We start from the raw sequence: 15,672 nt of genomic DNA on the forward strand, positions 1-15,672 counted from the left end.
GCACGAATTCCTATGACTGCCGCCAAGATCAAGGTGCTCTGCGTGGACGATTCCGCGCTGATCCGCAGCCTGATGACGGAGATCATCAACAGCCAGCCCGACATGGAAGTGGTTGGCACCGCGCCCGACCCGCTGGTGGCGCGCGACCTGATCAAGCGCCTGAACCCGGACGTGCTGACGCTGGACGTCGAGATGCCGCGCATGGATGGCCTGGATTTTCTGGAGCGCCTGATGCGGCTGCGGCCGATGCCGGTGCTGATGGTGTCGTCGCTGACCGAGCGCGGCTCGGAAATCACCATGCGCGCGCTGGAACTGGGCGCCGTGGATTTCGTCACCAAGCCCAAGCTCGGCATCCGCGACGGACTGATCGAATACACCGACACCATCGCCGACAAGCTGCGTGTCGCAGCGCGCGCGCGCGTGCGTGCCGCGGCGCAGCCGGCGCCGGGCACCAGTGCCCCCGCGCCCATGCTGCGCAGCCCGCTGCTGTCGACCGAGAAGCTGATCATCCTGGGCGCCTCCACCGGCGGCACCGAGGCGATCAAGGAATTCCTGATGCCGCTGCCGCCCGACAGCCCAGCGGTCATGATCGTGCAGCATATGCCGGCCGGCTTCACGCGCTCGTTCGCGCAGCGCCTGGACGGGCTGTGCCGCATCACCGTGAAGGAAGCCGAGCACGGCGAACGCGTGCTGCCTGGCCACGCGTACATCGCGCCGGGCGATTCGCACCTGCGCCTGGCGCGCAGCGGCGCCAACTATGTCGCGCACCTGTCGCAGGAAGCGCCGGTCAACCGGCACCGGCCCTCGGTCGACGTACTGTTCGATTCGGCCGCCGAGCATGGCGGCAAGAACGTGATCGGCGTGATCCTGACCGGCATGGGCAAGGACGGCGCGCGCGGCATGCTGCGTATGCGCGAGGCCGGTGCCTATAACCTGGCGCAGGACGAGCACACCTGCATCGTGTTTGGCATGCCGAAGGAGGCGATCGCCACCGGCGGCGTGCATGAAATCGTGCCCTTGCCGGCGATGACCCAGCGCGTGATGGCGCGCCTGGCCACGTACGGCACGCGCGCGCAACGGGTCTGAACACACCCGGAAACCTGAACAAGCCCAGACAACAAGCTGAAACAACAAGCTGGACCGACTAGCCAACACTGCATTTACCTGGAGCCCTCAAAGTGGACAAGAGCATCAAGATCCTGGTCGTGGACGATTTCCCGACCATGCGCCGGATCATCCGCAACCTGCTCAAGGAGCTGGGATTCGTCAACGTCGAGGAAGCCGAGGACGGCGCCGCCGGCCTGGAGAAGGCCAGGGACGGCAGCTTCCAGTTCGTGATCTCGGACTGGAACATGCCCAACATGGACGGCCTGTCGATGCTGCAGGCGATCCGCGCCGACGCCAATATCGGCAAGATCCCGGTGCTGATGGTGACGGCCGAAGCCAAGAAGGAAAACATCATCGCCGCGGCCCAGGCCGGCGCCAACGGCTACGTGGTCAAGCCGTTCACGGCAGCCACGCTGGACGAGAAGATCACCAAGATCTTCGAAAAGCTCGCCGGCTGATCCAAAGGAGCCCTTGCCATGACTCCGACGCTGAGCAACGATTCAGCCGAGCAACTGATCCTGCGCATCGGTAACCTGACGCGGATGCTGCGCGACAATATGCGCGAGCTCGGCCTGGACAAGGAGATCGAGCGCGCCGCGCAGGCCATTCCCGATGCGCGCGACCGGCTCAACTACATTGCGGCGATGACCGAGCAGGCCGCCGAGCGCACGCTGAACGCGGTCGAACTGGCGCAGCCGATCCAGTCCCACATCGAGCAGCAGGCCGAGACGCTGGACAAGCGCTGGGCAGGCTGGTTCGAGCAGCCGGTGGAGCTGGCGGACGCCCGCTCGCTTGTGCTCGACACGCGCGCCTTCCTGTCCGAGGTGCCGGGTCAGGCCCGCGCTACCAACAGCCACCTGCTAGACATCATGATGGCGCAGGACTTCCAGGACCTGACCGGGCAGGTCATCAAGAAGATGATGGACATGATCCGCACGCTGGAGCAGGAACTGCTGCAGGTGCTGATCGACAATGTCCCGTCCGAGCGGCGCGTGGAAGTGCAGGCGCCGTCGACGCTGATGAACGGGCCGCAGGTGAATCCGGAGGGGAAGCCGGACGTGGTGTCGGACCAGGCGCAGGTGGATGATTTGTTGGCGAGTTTGGGGTTCTGAGGTTTTGGTTGGGCTGGTGGTGGGAAGCCCTCGGCTGCGCTGCGCGCACGCCCTGTCTCAGTCTTGGGCTCGGGCACGGAGTGCATTGCTGCTCTCGCACAGCGTTGTCGCGCGCGAGCCCAACAGCTTGCCTACTCCCGCATGTGTTCTCCCCTCTCCCGCGAGCGGGAGAGGGGCGGGGGAGAGGGCCGACGCATCCACGAAGTCAACCGCATCAACACCTGCGCACCGCTTCATCCCGGCAATCCGGCGATGAAGGTTTTTTAAGAGTTTGCCCCTACTCGCGCTTGCTGCCCCTCTTCATACTGGGTTTGTCGCTGCGTCGTGGCGACCGGGTTTAGCAGCCCGGAGAGAGAGCCGAACGTTCGTCTTCTGGCGGTACCCTTACGTCCGCTGTGCCTGCGCACGCCCCTTCTTTGGGCGGGCCCTGGCAGGGGAGCCTTCGGGCTCGCCGGCTTTCGGCTCTTTCCCGGTCTGCTAACCCTGCCTTGCGCCCGCCCACCCCGATTCGCACCGGGGGGCGGGACTGAACCTGTATGAATAGGGGGGAATTCCTATGCTTCAGTCCTTACTTGCCCATTCTGGGCGATTGGCAATCTCCAGTACCTGCACAATGCAGCAGCGCGCGCTAGCCGCGTATGCGGAGGTGCGCCATGTATAGCCATAGCCATCACGGCATCACAGCGGAACACAATGGCGCCGACATGCTCGTGACCGCCCACAGCCCGGGGGAGAATCCGCTGAGTCTTGCTGTGCAGCGTGCGGCGCAGCTTCATGGGCTCTTGCTCATGGCCAGCGATCGTGGTGCCTCGAGCCTGGGTCTGGTGGATCTCGACCAGGGGACCTGGGAGGGCTTGCTTTCCCTCGTGGCCAGCCTGGCACACGAGACGCAGGTGTTGAGTGAACTGGCCGCACTACATGGCCAGGTATTGCAGGCTGATTGACGTTGGGCCAGGTGCGCAGCCGCGCAATCGGCTGCCGCCCCATCCTGGGCGATTTGATCTTCGGGCAGACGCCAGCGGGCGGTTTGTTGACGAGGTGGGGGGCTGAGGCGCTATCCAGTCAGAACGACAACAGGCGAGCGCTCATAGGCAAGATCGCTGTCCCAGGCACGTTTGCTGATGGGCGCCAGATCGGAAAACGGGCCGGTTATTTCGACCCGTCCTGGCTATTTTCTCGAAAAAGAAAGTTCATTGCCGATTTGTGGGGACTGAGGGTCGCAGAAGGACCCTCAAGAGACATACACATTGCCGATAAGCGGTCGTTGGAAGAGTCTACTCGGCATCGACAGTCATACAATGACTGCACAAAATGACCGTATCAATTGGCGTCGACACCATGACCTAATCAACCCGGCAGCCGCAACTCGCGCAGAATTTGCCTCTCATAGGCTGGCCAGTCCCTTGCAGAGTTCTCAATCGCGAGCTTGGCTAATGGTAGCTGGCGAAACAAATCATCGGTGATTCGACGGTAATCGCGATATAGGAGAATAAGCCCTTCTAATCCCTTGTAACCCCTGCGCACGCAGTAAGGGGCCGCGAGCTTCCAGTTCATCTGATATTCGATCCACTCGGCGCCACGCTCCGCACAGACAGTCCGTACAGCTTTTTCGACATCCTCCTGCCAAAGGTAAAGGACGAACGGATTGAGCGGAGCAGTGACTGCGGCCAGCGCCTGTACGTAGTCGAATATCAACGCAGACTTTGCGCAACGCGTTCCCTGATATGAGCGGTCTGTCGCGCTCCAACCTGATGGCAATGCGCGCCTTCGCGGAGGCGTGGCCAGACCCGACAATTGTCCAACAGCTTGTTGGACAATTGCCTTGGGGGCACAACCAGGTGCTGTTACAGAAGCTCAAGTCGGTCGAGCAGCGCGAGTGGTATGCACAACAGGCGCTAACCCATGGCTGGTCCCGAGCAATACTCCTGGCGCAGATCGAGACCCGGCAGATCGACCGCGCAGCGCAGGCGCCGAATAACTTTGCTGCTCAGTTGCCATTGCCACAGTCTGATTTGGCCCGCGCCACGCTCAAGGATCCCTACGTTTTCGATTTTTTGAGTTTGCGTGCCGACGCGACCGAACGAGACCTGGAGGCAGCGCTGGTCGATCATATAACTCGCTTCCTTCTCGAGCTCGGAGCCGGCTTCGCCTACGTCGGTCGACAGGTTCACCTTGAAGTTGGAGGCGACGACTTTTATCTTGATCTGCTCTTCTATCACCTCAAGCTGCGCTGCTATATCGTCATTGAACTGAAGACTGGCGCCTTTAAGCCAGAGTATGCTGGTCAAATCAGTTTCTATCTATCCGCGGTCGATGCGCAGAGGAAAACCGAGGCCGACCATCCAACCATTGGGTTGCTCCTATGCCAGGAGCACAATCGGTTGGTGGTGGAGTACGCGCTACGCGGCATGGGCAATCCTATTGGTGTCGCTCAGTACCAGTTTGTTGCGGAACTCCCTGCCGAACTCCAGGAAAGCTTGCCGAGCGTCGAAATATTGACGCAAGAACTGGAATTGGACGTACGGCCGGAGCATGGCGATCCAGGGTGAGGCTGGCCGCGGACCATCCTCAGCTACTACATCGGTGTCGTCTCCCCACGGGCCCACAGAAGACCGCCCCTCCATCGTGCTCGCGCAACCTTTGCCAAGGCAGGTTCGCTGAGGATGCCTGATAGGCAAGCACAGCGCTGGCCAGAGGAGTTCGTCACGACGGGCAGTGGCTTCCTTCAAGGCACCCGCCAGCCGACGGTTTTTCCACTTTCCCCCTAAAGTCCCCCAACCACCCCGCCGTTAACCCCCCTATCACCCCTCATTTCCCAAACAACACCCAATTCCCCCGCCTTTTCCCATGAATGGGAACCCCCCCACGCTTCGATAATCCCTCCTGACGAATAGCGGCTTGCCGCTTCGCACGGAGCGTGGATGTCCGAAGAAAGCGATCTCGAGAAAACCGAACCCGCCTCACCCCGGCGCCTGGAAAAGGCGCGCGAGGAGGGGCAGGTGGTGCGTTCGCGCGAGCTGGCCACGTTCATCATGCTGATCGCCGGCGTCGTCGGGCTGTGGACGCTGGGCGGCCATATGGGCCGCAGCCTCAACCAGGTCATGCAGGGCGCGCTGCGCTTCGAGCGGGAAACCGCCTTCGATACCTCGCGCATGCTGTCGCGCTTCGCGCTGATGGTGTGGGACAGCCTGCTCGCCTTCCTGCCGCTGCTGCTGCTGTTCGGCGCTGCCGCGCTGGCCGCGCCGCTGATGCTGGGCGGCTGGGTGTTCTCGGCCAAGGCGTTCGCGCCGCAGTTCTCGCGCATGTCGCCGATCGCCGGGCTGGGCCGCATGTTCTCCGCCCATTCGCTGGTCGAGCTCCTCAAGGCCGTGGCCAAGTCGCTGCTGGTGGGCGCGGTCGGCGCCTGGGTGCTGTGGCAGCGCCTGCCGGAAGCCATCGCGCTGATGAACGCGCCGGTGCAGGAGGCGCTGCTGCGCATGGTCGACCTGGTGCTGTACTGCTGCCTGGTGGTGTCGCTGTCGCTGCTGGTGGTGGCGGCCATCGACGTGCCCTGGCAGTACTGGGAGTTCTTCAAGAAGCTGCGCATGACCAAGGAAGAGGTCAAGCAGGAATTCAAGGAGAGCGAGGGCGACCCGCATATCAAGAACCGCATCCGCCAGCAGCAGCGCGCGATGGCGCGCCGCCGCATGATGACGGAGGTGCCCAAGGCTGACGTGGTGGTGACCAACCCCACGCACTTCGCCGTGGCGCTGCGCTATGAGGAAGGCCGCATGAGCGCGCCGCGCGTGGTGGCCAAGGGCACCGGTGAAGTCGCCGCGCGCATCCGCGCGCTGGCCGCCGAGCACCGCGTGCCGCTGATGTCGGCGCCGCCGCTGGCGCGTGCTCTGCACCGCCACGTAGAGCTGGGCCACGAGATTCCCGCAGGACTCTATACCGCCGTGGCCGAAGTGCTGGCCTGGGTCTACCAACTGAAGCATTGGCACTACTCGCAGGGCCCGCAGCCGCAAGCTCCGTCGGACCTGCAGGTGCCTGATGAACTCGCTGTACCGGAAAGCCGCGAATGAACGCTCTGAGCTCGCTGTTGAACCTGCCTGGCCTGCGCTCGGCCGGCCAGATGAAGGCCTTCACCGGGCCGCTGCTGATCATCATGATCCTGGGGATGATGATCCTGCCGCTGCCGGCCTTCGTGCTGGACCTGCTGTTTACCTTCAATATCGCGCTGGCGATCATGGTGCTGCTGGTCAGCATGTACACGCAGAAGCCGCTGGACTTCGCCGCGTTCCCCGCGGTGCTGCTGTTTACCACGCTGCTGCGCCTGTCGCTGAACGTCGCGTCCACGCGCGTGGTGCTGCTCGAAGGCCATACCGGCCCGGACGCCGCCGGCAAGGTGGTGGAAGCGTTCGGCCACTTCCTGGTGGGCGGCAATTTCGCGGTCGGCATCGTGGTGTTCGCGATCCTGGTGGTGATCAACTTCATGGTCATCACCAAGGGTGCGGGCCGGATCGCCGAGGTGGGCGCGCGCTTCATGCTGGACTCGATGCCCGGCAAGCAGATGTCGATCGATGCCGACCTCAACGCCGGCCTGATCGACGAAGCCGCGGCCAAGAAGCGCCGCGCCGAAGTGGCGCAGGAATCCGATTTCTACGGCGCCATGGACGGTGCCAGCAAGTTCGTGCGCGGCGATGCCGTGGCCGGCCTGATCATCATGTTCATCAACGTCGCCGCCGGCATGGTGGTAGGCATGGTGCAGCACGACCTGGACTTCGGCACCGCCGTGCACAACTACACGTTGCTGACCATCGGCGATGGCCTGGTCGCGCAGATCCCGGCGCTGGTGATTTCCACCGCGGCCGGCGTGATCGTGTCGCGCGTGGCCAATGAGCAGGACGTCGGCGAGCAGCTGACCGGGCAGCTCTTCTCCAACCCGCGCGTGCTGTACCTGACCGCCGGCATCATGGGCCTGATGGGCATCATCCCGGGCATGCCGCATTTCGCTTTCCTGCTGCTGTCCGGCGCGCTGGTCTGGATGGGCCGCTATCTGTCGCGCAAGGCGGCGACGCAGCAGGAGGTCAGGCAGCGCGAGGAACGCACGCCCGTGGTGGCGCAGGAATCGGCCGAAGCCAGCTGGGACGACGTCGCGCTGGTCGACCCGCTCGGCATGGAAGTGGGTTATCGCCTGATCACGCTGGTCGACCGTGCGCAGGACGGCGAACTGCTCGGCCGCATCAAGAGCATCCGCAAGAAGGTGGCGCAGGAAATCGGCTTCCTGGTGCCGGTCGTGCATATCCGCGACAACCTGGAGCTCAAGCCCAATGCGTACCGCATCACGCTCAAGGGCGTCGAGATCGGTCGCGGCGAAGCCATGCCGGGGCAGTGGATGGCGATCAACCCGGGCCAGGTCAGCGGCACGCTGCCGGGCGCGGCCACGCGCGATCCCGCCTTCGGCCTGCCGGCGGTGTGGATCGATGCGGGCATCAAGGAGCAGGCGCAGTCCTACGGCTATACCGTGGTCGATGCCAGCACCGTGGTCGCCACGCACCTGAATCACCTGATCCACATGCATGCGGCCGAACTGCTCGGCCGCCAGGAAGTGCAGGCGCTGCTCGACCGCATCGCCAGGGATGCGCCCAAGCTGACCGAAGACCTGGTGCCCAAGACCATCTCGCTGACGGCACTGCAGAAGATCCTGCAGAACCTGCTCGACGAAGGCGTGGCGATCCGCGACATGCGCACCATTCTCGACGTGGTGGCCGAGCACGCGCCCAAGATCAGCGACCCCAACGAGCTGACCGCGATGGTGCGCGTGGCCATGGGCCGCGCCATCACGCAGCAGCTGTTCCCCAACAACGCCGACCTGCAGGTGATCGGCCTGGATGCCGGCCTGGAGCGGGTGCTGTCGCACGCGCTGACCAACGGCGGCGGCATCGAGCCAGGCCTGGCCGATGCGCTGCTGCAGCAGACCCAGGGTGCGGTCACGCGCCAGGAGCAGATGGGGCTGGACCCGGTGCTGCTGGTGCCGTCGCAGCTGCGTCCGCTGATGGCGCGCTTCCTGCGCCGCACGCTGCCGCAGCTGAGGGTGCTGTCGCACGCCGAAGTGCCTGACAACCGCAATATCCGCATCACCGCCATGATCGGCGCGTGAGGAGATAACCATGAGCGTAGCCAAATTTGTCGCCGCCAACGGCCGTGAAGCCATGCGCCAGGTGCGCGAAGCCATGGGCCCCGATGCCGTGGTGCTGTCCAACCGTACCGTAGAGGGCGGTGTCGAGATCGTGGCGATGCGCGATGCCGACCTGGGTAGCGTATCGGCCAGCGCGCAGGCCTACGTGCCACCCGTGCCGCCCGCGCCGGCGGCCGAGCCCGCAGCCATTGGCGACCTGCGCGGCGAGCTGCAGTCGATGCGCGCGATGCTGGAGCGCCAGCTTGCCGGCATCGGCAATGCGCCCACCGCCGCGGGCCACGGCGTTGCCGCCAGCGACCCGCTGCGCGAATCGCTGTTCGAATGGATGGTGGGAGCCGGCTTCTCCGGCCAGCTGGCGCGTACGCTGCTGGCACGCCTGCCGCTGGGCTACGACCGTCCCGCCGCGATGACATGGATCCGCAAGGAGCTGGCCAGCAAGGTGCCGGTGCTGGGCGACGAAGACCACCTGTTCGCGCAGGGCGGCGTGCTGGCGCTGATCGGACCCACCGGCGTGGGCAAGACCACCACCACCGCCAAGCTGGCGGCGCGCTTCGTGCTGCGCCACGGCGCCGACAAGCTGGCGCTGCTGACCACCGACAGCTTCCGTATCGGCGCGCATGAGCAGCTGCGCATCTATGGCGACATCCTCGGCGTGCCGGTGCATGCGGTGAAGGACGCCGCCGACCTGCGCTTCGCGCTGGCGGCGATGAAGGACAAGCACCTGGTCATCATCGACACCGTCGGCATGAGCCAGCGCGACCGCAGCCTGTCGGAGCAGATCGCCATGCTGGCCGGCGTGCCCGCGCCAGTGCAGCGCGTGCTGCTGCTCAACGGCGCCAGCCACGGCGACACGCTCAATGAAGTCGTGCATGCCTACCGCCACGATGCCGCGCCGGACGACGGCGGCATCGACGGCTGCATCATCAGCAAGCTGGATGAGGCCACGCACCTGGGCTCGGTGCTCGATGTGGTGATCCGCCACCGCCTGCCGGTGTTCTACGCCTCCACCGGCCAGCGCGTGCCCGAGCACCTGGAGCTGGCCAGCAGCGCCGCGCTGGTCGAACGCGCCTTCCTGACACCGCGCCGCGGCTCGGTCTTTGCCGATGCCGATGCCGCCCGCCGCCGCCAGGCGGTCGCGGACGAGCAGGCCGGGAACGGTGGGAAGGGCAGTGCCGAGGACGTGTTGCGCTCGCTGACCGACAGCGCCGACGCGCTTGGCCAATGCGTCGCGGAGCTCAACAACGCGGGCCTGGGCTTCGAGCTGGCGCGCTCGCTGTGGCAGCAGCGCACCGCGGGCGATACCGCGCTGCGCGCGATGGCGCAGCAGGTGCGCGAAGCGGTCTGCCGCGACGTGAACCGTGCCTGCGACCAGTACGTGCTGGCGCTGGCGGCCACGCTGCCGGTCAGCGTGCCCGGCCGCCGGGCGCCGCAGCCGCTGCAGCACACGCTGTGGCTGGGCGACCGCGACGGCACGCCGCTGGCCGCCACCGTCACCGCCGCCGGCCGCGCCGGCCAGCCGCTGGGCGAAGCCGATGCCGAGGCCGCCAACCTGCGCGCGGCCATGAGTGCCGCGCGCAAGGTGGTCAACCTGGTCGACGCGACGCCGTCCGCCGCCACGCTGGCGCGCTGGCAGCAGGCGGGAGAACGCTGGATCGCGGGCGCGCGCAAGACCGTGCGCGTGATCAGCGCAGGCGCCGCCTGGAAGCTCGATGCGCTCGCCGATACGCTGACCTTCCACGCCGTCGGCGACGCCGTCGTGCGCGAGCGCGACGCCGTGCGCTGGCTCGCCACCGCCGACGTGCGCGTGCCCGACAGCCCCGCGCGTGGCAAGGGCGCCCCGGAAGGCGGGATCGATGCCTGCCTGGTGGTGGTGCGCCTGGTCGATCGCGCCAGCGGCGAGCTGCTCGATACCCGCTATTCGTTGTGCGACCCGGTGCTGGCGCCGGACGCGGCGCAGGTGGCGCACTGGACGCCATGGTCGGACACGGCCGAAACCCGCCTGCGCACGCTGCGCCATGCCGCCGACCATTTCGCGCAGGACGCCGAAGCCGGCCACGCCGCCAGTGCCGCACTCGCGGCGCTGCAGCTTGGCCTGTCGGTGCTGCGCCTCGAACACGCGCCAACCGCGACCGCGCCGGCGTTCCTGGCGCGGCTGGCCGGCCGCACCGTGCGTGCCGGTGCGGCGGTGCCGGGCACCGTGCTCAATGAAGGCATGGGCCGCATGCTGGCGCTGCTCGACGTACTGGAGAACTATCCCGGCCGCGCGGCTGTGGCACCTGACGCTGCCGTGGAAGCGGCCGATGCGATGGTGGTCGATACCCTGGGAGCCCTGCAGTGAGCGCCCTCGCCATGGACCAGGCAGAAAGCCTGCGGCGCATGCTGGCGCCGCGCACCACGCGCCGCATCGCCGTGGTCGCCAGCGAGCGCGGTGCCGGCGCCACCACGGTGGCGCTGGGCCTGTCGCACGCGCTGGCGATGCAGGGCGAGCGCGTGCTGCTGCTCGACGAAGACCCCGCCACGGCGCGCGCCACCAGGCTTGCCGGCGCGACCCCGGCCGGCACGCTCGCCGACGTGCAGGAAGGACGCCTGCCGCTGGAAGCCGCGGTGGGCGTAGGCACCGGCGGGGCGGTTTCAGTGCTGCCGGCTGGCCGCCAGCGCGCAGGGCTTGAGGTGCCGGCCGCGGCGCTGTCGGCCTTCCGCAGCGTGCTGGTCGATGCCACGGCCGATGCCGACGGCGCGCTGTCGCCCTTTGCCGGCAGCGCGCACAACGTGGTGATCGTGATGCGCCCGGAACTGGCGTCGATCACCGCCGCCTATGCCTGCATCAAGCGCCTGCACCACCTGTACGCCTGGCGCCGCTTCCACCTGGTGGTCAACATGGCCGCCGCCGAAGCCGCCGTGCAGGCGATCCTGGGCAACCTGGTGCGCACCGGCAGCCAGTACCTCGGTGTGGAAGTGCTGTGCGCCGGCTGGCTGCCGGCCGACCCGCTGGTGGCGCGCGGCGTGCAGCTCGGCCGCTGCGTGGTCGAGGCTTTCCCGGCCGCGCCCGCGACCAGCGCGCTGCGCCGCACCGCCGGCAGCATCGGCGGCTGGCCGCTGCGCGCCGAGGTGCCAGCCCCTGCCGCGACGCCGGTGCCGGCATGAGCGCCGCCCCAACCATGCCTCACCAACGAACCAGACCCTGAGCCAGCCGGCACGCCGCATGACGCGCCGGTCCAGCAATCCAGCATTCACGAGAATTGCACCATGTACACGATCCAGGGAAAGCTCGACCAGGCCGATGTGGTCAAGGCACACGCACAGCTGGTGCGTCGCATCGCCTTGCAGCTGGCCGCCAAGCTGCCTGCCAGCGTGCAGATCGACGACCTGATCCAGGCTGGCATGATCGGCCTGCTCGATGCCGCCAAGCGCTATGAAGACACCCACGGCGCGCGCTTCGAGACCTACGCCAGCCAGCGCATCCGCGGCGCCATGCTCGACGAGGTGCGCGCCAACGACTGGCAGTCGCGCAGCCTGCGCCAGTTCACGCGGCGCATCGAACGCACCCAGCGCTCGCTCGAGCAGAAGCTCGGACGCACGCCGCTCGATTCCGAGGTGGCCGAGGCGATGGCAATGCCGCTGGACGAATACCAGGTCCTGCTCAACGAGGTCTATGGCTGCCAGTTGCTCCATTACGAAGATTTCGAGCGCTCCGGCGAAGAGGATTTCCTCGACCGCCATCTCGGCGGCAGCGACGACGGCAATCCGCTGACGGTGCTGATGGAAAGCGGCATGCGCCAGGCGCTGATCCGCGCCATCGACCGGCTGCCCGAGCGCGAGAAGCTGGTGCTGTCGCTGTGCTATGACCAGGAGCTGAACCTGCGGGAGATCGGCGCGGTGCTGGATGTGACCGAGTCACGGGTGTGCCAGATCCGGGGGCAGGCGATTACGCGGTTGCGCAATCAGTTGCGTGGGTTGTTGTGATGGCCGGCGTGGCGCGCGGCGCCAGTCTCGCGCTTATGGCGTTGTCTGCCTGTGGCTGGGCGGCGAATGAAGGCGGGACGCGGCATGCTTGGACCGGGTCGGTCAATGGGCCGGCGTTGCAGGGGCGGGGGCAGCGGGTCGTTTCCGCGCCTATTCAGCCGGTGGGGGTTTTGCCGCAGGCTGAAGGGGTGATTACTTCGGTGAGGTGGCGATATCGCTTCGCTCAGACGCCGCCTTTGGAACTGCAGGCTTATCTCTGCAATGCGCAGCGGTGTGTGATGTTGCCTCAGGCCGAGGGGCGGACTTCCGCGTTTTCCGGGGATGACGCTACCAAGGGGTTTGTGTTTGCGTTTCGGGTGCCGGGGCGGGGGAGTTTGGTGCCGGTTTTGCAGGGTGGGAGTAATGAGGTGGTTGTTGGGTTTCGGTAGGATTTTTTGCGCCTTGCGGCTTCGCATTTGACTTATGTGCCTGCGGGTGGGCATCTGGTGGATATTTGATATGCCCGGTTCCGCCCTGAAGGGCGGGTAACTCTTTGTCCGAGCGACAAAGAGTCACCAGAAAGCGCGTTCACTGCCCTGCGGGCGGCCACTCTTATCGTGGTGTGCGGGGGCTTTCGTACGGGGCTTTGCTTCGTTGCAGGGCAGGACTGCCTGACGCCGTGGTGCGCCACGGTGGCTGGGATTGATGCGATTGTTGAACGAGCCCGGAGCTGTGGGTGGCCCCTGACGCTGGCGGCAATGTAGGAACGCCTACGGCTGCGCTGCGCGCCGGCAGTATCTCCGGGCATGGGTCCGCGCACAGAACGCGTCGCTGCGCTCGCTTGGCGCTATCGGCCGTGAACCCAACAGCCTGTTCTGACCGCTTGTTTGCTCCCCTCTCCCTCCTGCGGGAGAGGGGCCGGGGGAGAGGGCCGGAGCCCCCACGAAGCGAAGCCGGCCAAGTCGCACAGGCAGGTCACAGACCTCGTCAGCACCGGCAGCATCTCAGGTTAGGGACCCGGGCACGGAACGCGTCGCTGCGCTCGCTTGGCGCTATCGCCGATGAGCCCAGGAGTTGCCGCCGACCGCTTGTTCGCTCCCCTCGCCCGCTTGCGGGAGAGGGGCCGGGGGTGAGGGCCGGAGCCCCCACGAAGTGAAGCCAGTCAATTCGTGCGAGCAGGTCGCGGACCCCGCCAGCGATAGCTATATGGCTGAGCCCGGCAGCCCAACTCGGGCCCGCGCGCAGCGCAGCCGTAGGCGTTCCTACATTGCGGCCAGCAGCAGGGGCCACGCACAGCTCCGGGCTCGTTCAAATACTGCGTCAATTCCGAGCCACGGTGGCGCGCCACGGCGGCAGGCAGTCTTGCCCTGCAACGAAGCAAAGCCCCGTACGAAAGCCGTCGCCAACTACGATAAAAGTGGCCGCCCGCCCAGGGCAGTGAACGCGCTTTCTGGTGACTCTTTGTCGCTCGGACAAAGAGTTACCCGCCCTTCAGGGCGGAACAGGGCATATCAAATACCCGCCAGATGCCCAGCCGCAAGGCACATAAAACAGATGCCAATAATCCGTAAGGATAAGACCGAATCACCCAGCCGCCAGACTAACACCCCCCACCCCAGCCGCCGCCTTCCCATCCTTCCCATACAACCCGGCATCGCCCCCACTATGCTGCCGCAGCGCCTGAATGGCCTCCTGCGTGAAATCGAGATGCGCCTTGATGACAGCGCCATTCAGCGCATTGCCATCGCGCGTCACCCGCGCAGCAAAGATCAGCTTGCGCCAGGCCTCCGCCACGCCGGCGTCGATCTGCCGGCCAAGCAATTGCCCGTCCGCGCCGGCTCGCAGGCCAAGCGCCTGCATCTGCGCCTCGCGCGTCCGAACCTGCCGCGACAGCCCCTGACCCACTTCCACCTTGCGCGTCAGCAACTCGCTGAGCGCGGTGAAATCCCCGCGCTTGATGGCATCGCGCTCTTCCGCAAGAAGTTGCCCGAAAGCTTCAACGCCTTCGGTTTCACGCTGCAGGGACTGGATCAGGCTTTGGCTCATGATTTGGCTATTGTGGGTCGGCCTGGCCTAGCTCGCGCAAGCTGGCGAGCAGGCCATCGGCAATCTTGCCCGGGTCGATCTTGATCCGGCCTTCGGCGATGGCCTGGCGGATTTCTTCGACCTTGGCGGTATCGATATCGTCGTCGGTTTCCTGCGTCAGGCGGCTGCTGATCTCGCGCACCTGCGCGGCCAGCGGGCTGACGCTCAGCCCGGAAGACGGCGTGGCGGCGCTGGCCGGGGCGGGCTGGGGCCGGGCGGCGGCGTCGCCTGCGGGCGCGTCGGCGGGCCGGGACGAGGTGGAATGGTTGATCTTCACGGGCGTTCCTTGCTGGTTTCCTATGGCATTACGGCCGCGGCGGGCAAATCTTTAGGGAACGTGCCCCAGGAGTGGGCCCCAGGGTGTGCTCCATATCGCCGCACGGCAGGACCGGCGGCATTTTCGCATGCCGGCGGTGCCATCTGAATCCGGCTGTCAGCCACGATCGGACGACCGGAAGTGCTTATTGCAGCACGACCGTGTCGCCGCTGCGTACCAGGCCGTTGACCACCTGGCCGTTGCGCAGGCGAACCTGCACGGTATTGCCGGTGGCGGCGTCGGCCAGCACCTTGCCTTCGCTGGAGATCTGGAACGCCTCGCCTTCGACCGACACCGTGACGGTCTGCCCCTGGCGCACCGCGATGGCCTTGCGCAGCAGGTCGGCGCGCATGGGCGAGCCGGCGGCGATGCGGTTGGCGGCGATGGCGCCGGCAAGCTGTGCCGGGTCGGTGATGACCGCGCGTGGCAAGGTGGCAAGGTCGCCCTGGCGCACTTCGATATCGGCCTGGCTGACCGGTTCGCCCGGGCCCAGCGCGCGCGCGGCGACGTAGTAGTCGGTCAGCACCGACACGCGCGCCTGCATATAGCGCACCCACGGCCGTTCGCCGCCGCAGCGCACGCCGACCGAGACCCGGCCCCACGGCGATGCACCGGCGGGCAGGAACGGGTCGGGCGAGATGCACTCCGGCGCGCGGCCGCCCGATGGCGGCGCCACCTGCACGCTGACCTTGCCCGGCAGGCCGGCGGTCTGCTGCAGCAGGAAGCGCTCCACGGCAACGCGTGCGGGATCTTCAGTGAAGGGGCTCGCGGCCGGTGCCTGCATGGCGACCGTCGTGACCTGCGCCGGCGCGGCGCCGATGGCTCCGGCAAGGCACAGCAGGCATGCCGCCAGCAGTGCCTGCGCCTTGCGCGGGCCGTTGCGGCGGGAATGGCGGCGGAGGGTGCGGCGATTTGGGTTCATCTGGTCT

Annotated in this window: 15 protein-coding genes; 11 read left to right on the forward strand and 4 right to left on the reverse strand. The window is 66.6% G+C overall.

Annotated features, from left to right (window positions below; genetic code table 11):
* The first annotated feature begins 12 nt into the window (after positions 1 to 12).
* The 4 genes from J8I82_RS14435 (at position 13) to J8I82_RS14450 (ending at position 3,163) form a co-directional block, all read left to right on the forward strand.
* Positions 13 to 1,086: a protein-glutamate methylesterase/protein-glutamine glutaminase gene (locus J8I82_RS14435; protein ID WP_209758521.1), complete on the forward strand. Its 1,074-nt coding sequence runs from the start codon at positions 13 to 15 to the stop codon at positions 1,084 to 1,086.
* 92 nt (positions 1,087 to 1,178) lie between these two features.
* Positions 1,179 to 1,565: a chemotaxis response regulator CheY gene (gene cheY / locus J8I82_RS14440; protein ID WP_209758523.1), complete on the forward strand. Its 387-nt coding sequence runs from the start codon at positions 1,179 to 1,181 to the stop codon at positions 1,563 to 1,565.
* A gap of 18 nt (positions 1,566 to 1,583) precedes the next feature.
* On the forward strand, positions 1,584 to 2,219 hold the full coding sequence (gene cheZ, locus J8I82_RS14445) for a protein phosphatase CheZ (RefSeq protein ID WP_209758525.1): 636 nt from the start codon (positions 1,584 to 1,586) through the stop codon (positions 2,217 to 2,219).
* A 653-nt stretch (positions 2,220 to 2,872) separates the two neighbouring features.
* On the forward strand, positions 2,873 to 3,163 hold the full coding sequence (locus tag J8I82_RS14450) for a hypothetical protein (protein WP_209758526.1): 291 nt from the start codon (positions 2,873 to 2,875) through the stop codon (positions 3,161 to 3,163).
* Positions 3,164 to 3,566: 403 nt separating this feature from the next.
* On the opposite strand, the gene J8I82_RS14455 is transcribed toward J8I82_RS14450, so the two are convergent.
* A complete protein-coding gene (locus J8I82_RS14455; RefSeq protein ID WP_209758529.1) occupies positions 3,567 to 3,914 on the reverse strand; it encodes a P-loop NTPase family protein in 348 nt (115 codons plus the stop codon).
* 29 nt (positions 3,915 to 3,943) lie between these two features.
* Here J8I82_RS14455 and J8I82_RS14460 point away from each other — a divergent pair, with 29 nt between their 5' ends.
* The 7 genes from J8I82_RS14460 (at position 3,944) to J8I82_RS14490 (ending at position 12,791) form a co-directional block, all read left to right on the forward strand.
* Complete coding sequence (locus J8I82_RS14460; protein ID WP_209758531.1) at positions 3,944 to 4,768, forward strand: PDDEXK nuclease domain-containing protein; 825 nt, start codon at positions 3,944 to 3,946, stop codon at positions 4,766 to 4,768.
* A gap of 372 nt (positions 4,769 to 5,140) precedes the next feature.
* A complete protein-coding gene (gene flhB, locus J8I82_RS14465; protein ID WP_209758533.1) occupies positions 5,141 to 6,283 on the forward strand; it encodes a flagellar biosynthesis protein FlhB in 1,143 nt (380 codons plus the stop codon).
* Entirely contained in the window at positions 6,280 to 8,361 is a 2,082-nt protein-coding gene (flhA, locus tag J8I82_RS14470; protein WP_209758535.1) for a flagellar biosynthesis protein FlhA, read from the forward strand. The genes flhB and flhA overlap by 4 nt, the downstream gene beginning before the upstream one ends.
* 10 nt (positions 8,362 to 8,371) lie before the next feature.
* Complete coding sequence (gene flhF, locus J8I82_RS14475) at positions 8,372 to 10,738, forward strand: flagellar biosynthesis GTPase FlhF (protein WP_209758537.1); 2,367 nt, start codon at positions 8,372 to 8,374, stop codon at positions 10,736 to 10,738.
* Positions 10,739 to 10,749: 11 nt separating this feature from the next.
* Entirely contained in the window at positions 10,750 to 11,544 is a 795-nt protein-coding gene (locus J8I82_RS14480; protein ID WP_209758766.1) for a MinD/ParA family ATP-binding protein, read from the forward strand.
* 102 nt (positions 11,545 to 11,646) lie between these two features.
* Positions 11,647 to 12,363 (forward strand): RNA polymerase sigma factor FliA, encoded by a 717-nt coding sequence (locus J8I82_RS14485; RefSeq protein ID WP_209758538.1) that lies wholly within the window; start codon positions 11,647 to 11,649, stop codon positions 12,361 to 12,363.
* Positions 12,363 to 12,791, forward strand: a complete 429-nt coding sequence (locus J8I82_RS14490; RefSeq protein WP_209758540.1) for a flagellar protein FlhE — start codon at positions 12,363 to 12,365, stop codon at positions 12,789 to 12,791. Before J8I82_RS14485 ends, J8I82_RS14490 begins: the two co-directional genes overlap by 1 nt.
* 1,135 nt (positions 12,792 to 13,926) lie before the next feature.
* Here the strand turns inward: J8I82_RS14490 and J8I82_RS14495 are convergent.
* The 3 genes from J8I82_RS14495 to flgA all read right to left on the reverse strand — a co-directional run bounded on the left by J8I82_RS14495 (position 13,927) and on the right by flgA (position 15,665).
* Positions 13,927 to 14,388 carry a flagella synthesis protein FlgN gene (locus J8I82_RS14495; protein ID WP_209758543.1) on the reverse strand — a complete coding sequence of 154 codons (462 nt, stop codon included), beginning with the start codon at positions 14,386 to 14,388 and terminating at the stop codon, positions 13,927 to 13,929.
* 7 nt (positions 14,389 to 14,395) lie between these two features.
* Positions 14,396 to 14,704, reverse strand: coding sequence for a flagellar biosynthesis anti-sigma factor FlgM (gene flgM / locus J8I82_RS14500; protein WP_209758544.1), 309 nt, complete (start codon positions 14,702 to 14,704; stop codon positions 14,396 to 14,398).
* Positions 14,705 to 14,888: 184 nt separating this feature from the next.
* On the reverse strand, positions 14,889 to 15,665 hold the full coding sequence (flgA, locus tag J8I82_RS14505; protein ID WP_209758546.1) for a flagellar basal body P-ring formation chaperone FlgA: 777 nt from the start codon (positions 15,663 to 15,665) through the stop codon (positions 14,889 to 14,891).
* Positions 15,666 to 15,672: the final 7 nt, after the last annotated feature.

This window comes from Cupriavidus consociatus (assembly GCF_017814975.1).
In the GTDB taxonomy this organism is placed as follows: domain Bacteria; phylum Pseudomonadota; class Gammaproteobacteria; order Burkholderiales; family Burkholderiaceae; genus Cupriavidus; species Cupriavidus consociatus.

Excerpts from the sequence above, each read along its gene's own strand:
- flgA (WP_209758546.1), bottom strand. The coding sequence starts at position 15,665 with ATGAACCCAAATCGCCGCACCCTCCGCCGCCATTCCCGCCGCAACGGC.
- J8I82_RS14485 (WP_209758538.1), top strand. The coding sequence starts at position 11,647 with ATGTACACGATCCAGGGAAAGCTCGACCAGGCCGATGTGGTCAAGGCA.
- J8I82_RS14435 (WP_209758521.1), top strand. The coding sequence starts at position 13 with ATGACTGCCGCCAAGATCAAGGTGCTCTGCGTGGACGATTCCGCGCTG.
- flhF (WP_209758537.1), top strand. The coding sequence starts at position 8,372 with ATGAGCGTAGCCAAATTTGTCGCCGCCAACGGCCGTGAAGCCATGCGC.
- J8I82_RS14460 (WP_209758531.1), top strand. The coding sequence starts at position 3,944 with ATGAGCGGTCTGTCGCGCTCCAACCTGATGGCAATGCGCGCCTTCGCG.
- J8I82_RS14450 (WP_209758526.1), top strand. The coding sequence starts at position 2,873 with ATGTATAGCCATAGCCATCACGGCATCACAGCGGAACACAATGGCGCC.
- cheZ (WP_209758525.1), top strand. The coding sequence starts at position 1,584 with ATGACTCCGACGCTGAGCAACGATTCAGCCGAGCAACTGATCCTGCGC.
- flhB (WP_209758533.1), top strand. The coding sequence starts at position 5,141 with ATGTCCGAAGAAAGCGATCTCGAGAAAACCGAACCCGCCTCACCCCGG.
- flhA (WP_209758535.1), top strand. The coding sequence starts at position 6,280 with ATGAACGCTCTGAGCTCGCTGTTGAACCTGCCTGGCCTGCGCTCGGCC.
- J8I82_RS14480 (WP_209758766.1), top strand. The coding sequence starts at position 10,750 with ATGGACCAGGCAGAAAGCCTGCGGCGCATGCTGGCGCCGCGCACCACG.
- J8I82_RS14495 (WP_209758543.1), bottom strand. The coding sequence starts at position 14,388 with ATGAGCCAAAGCCTGATCCAGTCCCTGCAGCGTGAAACCGAAGGCGTT.
- J8I82_RS14490 (WP_209758540.1), top strand. The coding sequence starts at position 12,363 with ATGGCCGGCGTGGCGCGCGGCGCCAGTCTCGCGCTTATGGCGTTGTCT.